Origin of the sequence: Actinomadura sp. CNU-125 (genome assembly GCF_001942465.1) — a bacterium.
In the GTDB taxonomy this organism is placed as follows: Bacteria; Actinomycetota; Actinomycetes; order Streptosporangiales; family Streptosporangiaceae; genus Spirillospora.
Genome location: NZ_MKJY01000336.1, coordinates 1 through 4,874 on the forward strand (window position 1 = coordinate 1; position 4,874 = coordinate 4,874).

Below are 4,874 nucleotides of genomic sequence, written 5' to 3' on the forward strand. Positions count from 1 at the left end.
CGTACGACATGGCCGCGGCCGAGCCGCGCACCGGACGTCCCGAAGCAGCGGCACGGCGCGGTCTCGCCGCGCCGCAGCGCCCCCAGGATCGCGGCCGTGAACCCGGCCAGCAGCAGGACGGCGACCGCGAACCCGGCCGGGGCCGTGCCGGGCACGGCGAGCAGCACCGGGACGGCCGCCTCGCCCGCGACGACCGTACCGGCCAGCACACGAGGCGGACCGGCCGGTACGAGCCTGCGGACGTCGGCGGCGAACTCCGCGTACGCGGCCGCCGAACGCGCCTTGCTCACCGCCGAGACGGTGAAGACGACGGCCACCAGCGACTGGAGGCCGACGAGGAGGGGAACCATCGGGGGTGCGCCGTCAGCAGGCGCCGGACGCCGTGCACGAGTAGCAGTGGTCGGGCACGCCCGAGCAGCCGTACATGCACTTCTTCCGGTAGATCACCCCTCGCGAGCAGTAGCACACGTACCACCGGTAGGAGCAGTTCGCGGCCGACGCCTCGGCCTTCGGCGCCACCGTCGCGAGCATCCGGTCGGCCAGTCGTCCCAGCATCGTCGTACCTCCGTGCGATCGGGCGGGATCTCGGTACCGGAAGCTAGGCGCGGGCCGCACAAAACCGATACACGCGCGATACATCGTCCGGGCCTCCCGGGGCGGGGCGGAGAGGTCGCGTCGCAGGTCAGGCGTGTGATATTGCCAGTGCGATGGAGAACCCAGCGTCGCCCCGGTTCACGTTGCACCACCTGGAGGTCCTCGTCGCGGTCGCCGAGACCGGGACGATCAGCGCGGCCGCCGAGCGCCTGCACATGTCCGCGTCCGCGGTCTCGTCGGCGGTCACCGAGCTGGAGAGCAGGCTCGGGACGACGCTGACCGTCCGGCGCCGCGCGAAGGGGGTGCGGCTGACCGCGACGGGCGCCGCCGTGCTCGTCCAGGCCCGGCTGATCCTGCACCACGCGTCGGAGCTGCAACTCGGGACGGCCGGGGGCGGGCCGGTCGCCGGGCCGCTGCGGCTCGGCTGCTACCCGTCGCTGGCGCCGACGGTGCTGCCGAGCCTCGTCACCGAGTTCGTCGCCGCGAACCCCGGCGTCTCCATCGACTTCCGCGAGGGCGACCAGGACGCCCTGCACCGCTGGATGGCCGGGGGCGACCTCGACCTGGCCATCGCCTACGACCTGGAGATCCCCGCGCAGTGGCAGGTCACCCGGCTGGGGTGCCGGACGCAGCAGCTGGTGCTTCCGGCGGACCACCGGCTGGCCCGGACGGACGGGCCGGTGGCGCTCGCGGACCTGGCGGAGCAGCCGATGGTCCTGCTGGACAGCCCGCCGAGCGTCCACGGCATCTTCGCGGTCTGCGCGCGGGCGGGCTTCACGCCGCGGATCGCCTACCGGACGCCGAGCTACGAGACGGCGCGGTCCCTCGTGGGCCGCGGGGTGGGCTGGTCGCTGCTGCTGCAGCGGCCCCCGGAGGACGTGACCTACGAGGGGTTCCGGCTTGCGGTGCGGACGATCATCGAGCCGGTGCCCGACCCGGTGGACGTCGTGATCGTGCACCTGGCGCAGAACCCGCTCGGACGGGTCGCGAGCGCGTTCGTCGAGCACGCCGTGGAAGCCGCGGCGTCGGCCCCCTGGAATTGCGACCCGGTCGTAAATATGGCGCGATAATTTGCGCTTTTCGGACCTGTCACATCTCTGCATGCTGGTCGGAACGCACGCCGGGGACGAACCGGCGGCACGTCCCCTCAACAGCGGCGATGCCAAGAGAGCAGGTTCGGATGTCCTCCACGAACGCGGACAGGGCCGCCGTCCCCGGCGCCCCGGGCGGCGCGCCGGCGGCGCCGGGTGCGGCGCCCGGCAAGATGCCCGGCGCGGCGAAGCGCGCGGTCATGGGCAGCTTCGTCGGCAGCACCATCGAGTGGTACGACTTCTTCATCTTCGGGACGGCCGCGTCGCTGGTGTTCGGCCCGCAGTTCTTCCCGAGCGAGTCCGCCGTCGCGTCCACGCTGGCGGCCTTCGCGACGTTCGCGGTCGGCTTCATCGCCCGTCCCGTCGGCGGGGTGCTGATGGGCCACTTCGGCGACCGGATCGGCCGCAAGTCCATGCTGGTGCTGTCGCTCGGCCTGATGGGCTCGGCGACCGTGGCGATGGGGTTCCTGCCGAACTACGACGCGATCGGCGTATGGGCGCCGATCCTCCTCGTGACGCTGCGCTTCCTGCAGGGCTTCGGGGTCGGCGGCGAATGGGGCGGGGCCGTCCTGATGGCCACCGAGCACGCGCCGCGCGGCAAGGCGGGCCTGTACGGGGTGGCGCCGCAGCTCGGCGTCCCGGCCGGGGTCCTGCTGGCGAACCTGGCGTTCCTGCTCATCACCAACGTCGTCCCGGACGGCGACTTCAAGCAGTGGGGCTGGCGGATCCCGTTCCTGCTCTCGGCCACCCTCATCGCCCTCGCCATGTGGATCCGCCTCGGCGTGCTCGAATCGCCCGAGTTCGAGGCGGCGAAGAGCGACGGCGACGTCGTGCGGGCGCGCTGCTCGAAGTCGTCCGCTCGCACTGGCGCAGCGTCCTGCTCGCCTGCGGCACGTTCGTCGGCGCGAACGCCATCGGGATCGTGTGGCTGACGTTCGCCCTCAAGTACGGGACGGACGAGGCGGGCTTCTCCCGCGGCACCATGCTGGCGATCACGGTGGCCGCGTGCCCGGTCTGGATGATCGGCATGGCGGTCAGCGCCTACTACTCCGACGTCTGGACGCGGCGCGGCGTCTACCTGCTGGCCGCGATCTTCCTGCTGGTCGTCTGCCTGGCGTTCTTCGCCGCCCTCGACTCGTCCTCGCTGCCGCTCGCGGTGATCGCGACGCTCGTCCTGGCGTTCGCCCTCGGGGCGGCGGCCGGACCGCAGTCCGCGCTGTTCGCGGAGCTGTTCCCGCCGAACGTCCGGTACTCCGGTGCGAGCCTCGCCTACCAGGCGGGCGCGATCCTCGGCGGCGGCATCGCCCCGTTCATCGCCACGGCGCTGTTCTCCGGCACCGGCACGTCCGCGGCGATCACCGTGTACTTCCTGGTCGTCGCCCTCATCAGCGCGGTCTCCATCGTGCTGCTGAAGACCGACGCGCAGGGACGGCCGCTGGGCGGCCTCCGCCGCGCCGGCTGACCCGGCCGGACCCACCCACCCCGGAAACCGATCACCGCTCCCCATCGAGAAGGCAGGAATGTCGGAACCCGAATCCGTCTCTTACTTCACTCCGACCCTCTACGAGGCCGCCGGGTGGGGCGCCGCCGACGACCGTCCGAACGTGACGGTCGTCGGCGGCGGTCCCGTCGGCCTCGTGACGGCGCTCGGGCTCGCGCACCGCGGGACCCGGGTGACGGTCCTCGAACGCAAGAACCGCGTCGGGCTGGGCAGCAAGGCGGCCGCCCTCACCTCCCGCAGCCTCGAAGTCCTCGCGGGCGTCGGCGTCGACCGTCCCTTCCTGGAGCAGGGGCTCCCGTGGGACTCGGGGCGGAGCTTCTACCGGGGCCGGGAGATCTCCCGGTTCCGCATCCCGCGGCCCGAAGGGCGGGCCCACCCGAGCCTGGTGAACCTGCCGCAGCCGTTCATGGAGCAGTACCTCGTGGACGCCTGCCTCGCCCACCCCCTCGTCGACATCCGCTGGCGTTCGGAGTTCGCCGGACTGACCCAGGACGCGGACGGGTGCACCCTCGACGTCGACACCCCCTCGGGACGGCGCACCCTCACCACCGACTGGGTGGTGGCGGCGGACGGTGCGCGGAGCGCGGTCCGCGCGTCCCTCGGGCAGCCGCTCGAAGGCGACACGTACACGAACTCGTTCGTCATCTGCGACCTGCGCATGACGTCGTCGCGCGACACCGCACGGCTCTGCTGGTTCGACCCGCCCGCGTTCCCCGGCCGGACCGTCCTGCTGCACCAGCTCGCGCCGGAGCTGTGGCGGATCGACTACCAGGTGAGCGAGCACGAGGACCTCGACGCGGCCATCGACCCCGCCGTCGTCGCCCCGAAGGTCGCGGAGCACTTCGCCTACATCGGCGAGGACGCCGACTGGGAGATCGAGTGGCTGAGCCTGTACCGGGCGCACGCCCGCAGCCTCGACTCCTACCGGCACGGCCGGGTGCTGTTCGCCGGGGACGCCGCCCACATCCTGCCCGTCTTCGGCGTGCGGGGCCTGAACAGCGGCATCGCCGACTCGGTCAACCTCGCCTGGAAGCTGGCGCTCGTCGCGCGCGGCACCGCGCCCGACACGCTCCTGGACACCTACGACTGGGAGCAGCGCGACTTCTACCGCCAGAACAGGGCGTACGCGGACCACAGCACCCTCTACATGACGCCGGACTCGACCGGGACGCGTCTCGTCCGGGACGCGTCCCTCAGCCTCGCGCTCGTCGATCCCGCACTGGAGTTCCTCGCCGACCCCAGCTACTCGACGCCCCTCGACTGGGACGACGGCCCGCTCGTCGAACCGGACGCCGCGCCGTGGCCCGCCGGGGCGTCCGGGCCGTCCGCGGGCGGGCTCGTCGAGAACCTGCCGGTGGAGGCGGGCGGACCGCACCTCAACGACGTCCTCGGCCCCTGGTTCACGCTGCTCTGCGTCGACGCGGACGCGCCGGAGCCCGCGAGCGACCTGCTGAAGGCCGTCCGCGTCCCGTCCGAAGGCCCGCTCGGCGCGCACCTCGGCGCGGTGCCGGGCAGCGCCTACCTGCTGCGGCCCGACCGGCACGTCCTCGCGCGCTGGACGTCGCCGGACGCGTGCGACTGGCCGGACCGGCTAGTCCGAATGGGCCTCGTACGACCGGGCCTCGTAGGGACGGGCCACGCGGAGCCGGGTCTCGCGGGGACAGGGCTCGCGGGGCCGGGTCTCGCGG

6 protein-coding genes are annotated in these 4,874 nt (G+C 72.9%); 4 read left to right on the forward strand and 2 right to left on the reverse strand.

The features are described from left to right. Both BJF79_RS32315 and BJF79_RS32320 read right to left on the reverse strand, forming a co-directional pair. Positions 1–350: MauE/DoxX family redox-associated membrane protein (locus BJF79_RS32315; RefSeq protein ID WP_410050170.1), on the reverse strand; the 350-nt coding region annotated here is incomplete at its 3' end. Between the two features lie 13 nt (positions 351–363). Beyond that, positions 364–555 (reverse strand): hypothetical protein, encoded by a 192-nt coding sequence (locus tag BJF79_RS32320; RefSeq protein ID WP_075903148.1) that lies wholly within the window; start codon positions 553–555, stop codon positions 364–366. A gap of 152 nt (positions 556–707) precedes the next feature. On the opposite strand from BJF79_RS32320, the gene BJF79_RS32325 reads away from it, so the two are divergent. From BJF79_RS32325 to BJF79_RS32335, 4 genes are all read left to right on the forward strand, one after another. Further along, the gene (locus BJF79_RS32325; RefSeq protein WP_075903150.1) at positions 708–1,664 is read left to right on the forward strand and encodes a LysR family transcriptional regulator; all 957 of its coding nucleotides are present in this window, start codon (positions 708–710) and stop codon (positions 1,662–1,664) included. A gap of 110 nt (positions 1,665–1,774) precedes the next feature. Then, on the forward strand, positions 1,775–2,617 hold the full coding sequence (locus BJF79_RS62580; RefSeq protein WP_262402859.1) for an MFS transporter: 843 nt from the start codon (positions 1,775–1,777) through the stop codon (positions 2,615–2,617). Next, complete coding sequence (locus BJF79_RS62585; RefSeq protein WP_262402860.1) at positions 2,563–3,147, forward strand: MFS transporter; 585 nt, start codon at positions 2,563–2,565, stop codon at positions 3,145–3,147. The genes BJF79_RS62580 and BJF79_RS62585 overlap by 55 nt, the downstream gene beginning before the upstream one ends. A 58-nt stretch (positions 3,148–3,205) precedes the next feature. After that, on the forward strand, positions 3,206–4,874 hold a 1,669-nt coding region (locus tag BJF79_RS32335), incomplete at its 3' end, for an FAD-dependent oxidoreductase (RefSeq protein WP_075903152.1).

Excerpts from the sequence above, each read along its gene's own strand:
- BJF79_RS62580 (WP_262402859.1), top strand. The coding sequence starts at position 1,775 with ATGTCCTCCACGAACGCGGACAGGGCCGCCGTCCCCGGCGCCCCGGGC.
- BJF79_RS32320 (WP_075903148.1), bottom strand. The coding sequence starts at position 555 with ATGCTGGGACGACTGGCCGACCGGATGCTCGCGACGGTGGCGCCGAAG.
- BJF79_RS32325 (WP_075903150.1), top strand. The coding sequence starts at position 708 with ATGGAGAACCCAGCGTCGCCCCGGTTCACGTTGCACCACCTGGAGGTC.